The 1,355-nt window shown below is 77.9% G+C and carries 1 protein-coding gene; it reads right to left on the minus strand.

Annotation, left to right across the window (positions count from 1 at the left end; genetic code table 11):
- Positions 1 to 10 precede the first annotated feature (10 nt).
- The coding region (locus Q6969_RS15685) for an ROK family protein (protein ID WP_317231273.1) at positions 11 to 1,355 on the minus strand (1,345 nt) is incomplete at its 5' end.

Raw genomic sequence — 1,355 nt, forward strand, 5'->3', positions numbered from 1 at the left:
GGGCGGATCCTCATGCGGTGGTGCGCTCGGGGTCGGCGACGGCGGCGCGCATCACGCCCGACGGGTCCACGAGCACGCGCGCGAAGGCCAGCTCGGCGGCGCCGATCATGAGCCGGTCGGGGCCGAGGGCCGCGCGGCGGATGCGGAGGGCCTCGCGGGCCCCGGGGAGCGCCTGGGCGGTGGCGCGGGCGAGGATCCGGTCGGGATCCGCCGCGTGCAGCGACCCGAGGAACCCGCCGAGCACCACGAGCGACGGGTTGAAGATGTTGACCACGTTGCGGAGCGCCACGGCGAGGTTGTCGATCTGCCGCTCGACCTCCGCGGTGACCGCCGGGTCGCCGGCCGCGAGCGCCGCCGCGAGCACGTCGCCCAGCTCGTCGGCGCGCGAGCGCGGGAGCCCGGTGACCTCGAGCAGGGCGTCCTGGCCGACCGTCGTCTCCAGGCAGCCGACCGCGCCGCAGTGGCACAGCTCGCCCGCCGAGTCGACGAGCGTGTGGCCGAGCTCGCCGCCGTAGCCCTCCGCCCCGCCGAACGGACGGCGGCCGATGAGCACTCCCCCGCCGACGCCGCTCGCGCCGCCGTTGAGGTAGACGAGGTCGTCGACGTCGCGGCCGGATCCGAACCGCCCCTCCGCCACGGCCGCGAGGCTCGCGTCGTTGGCGGCGAGGGCCGGCAGCCCGGTCGCCTCCTCGAGGAGCGCCGCGAACGGCTCGTCGACCCAGCCGAGGTGGGGCGCGAGGCGCACGAGGCCGCCGTCGAACCGCACGAGCCCCGGGACGGCGACGCCGACGCCGAGGACGCGCGCGCCGGGACGGGTCGCGCGGAGGTCGCTCCGCAGCTCGGCGATGATGTCGGCCGCGAGGCGGGCGGCCTCGGCGGCCGTGGGGATCCCGTCGGTGTCGCGGCGGAGGCGCCGCTGCACCGTGCCGTCGAGCCCGACGAGGCCCACGGTGACGGCGTCGATCTCGGGGTTCACGGCGAAGACGACCACGCCCGGCTCGGCCGAGACGATGGGGCTCGGGCGGCCGACGCGGTTGGTGCCGGGCGGCTCGGACTCGACGACGAGGCCGAGGTCCTGCAGCTCGCCGACGAGCGCCGCGATGGTGGAGCGGTTGAGGCCCGTCTCGCGGGTCAGCTCGGAACGGGAGGCCGGCCCGGTCTCGTGGACGATCTGGAGCACGGTCGCGAGGTTGGACCGTCGGACGTGGTCCGGGGTGGTGCCGCGCGAACGGGCGTCGCCGCCGGGCGGGAGCTCGCGGGAGCGCGGGTCGGGGGCGAGCGGGACGGCCCGGGCGGGGTCCGGGACCGGTGCGCCCGTCGCGGACGCGCCCTCGGCGTCGTCCGGCTCGAGCCCG

It is taken from the genome of Clavibacter sp. MX14-G9D (genome assembly GCF_032917815.1).
Classification (GTDB): domain Bacteria; phylum Actinomycetota; class Actinomycetes; order Actinomycetales; family Microbacteriaceae; genus Clavibacter; species Clavibacter michiganensis_K.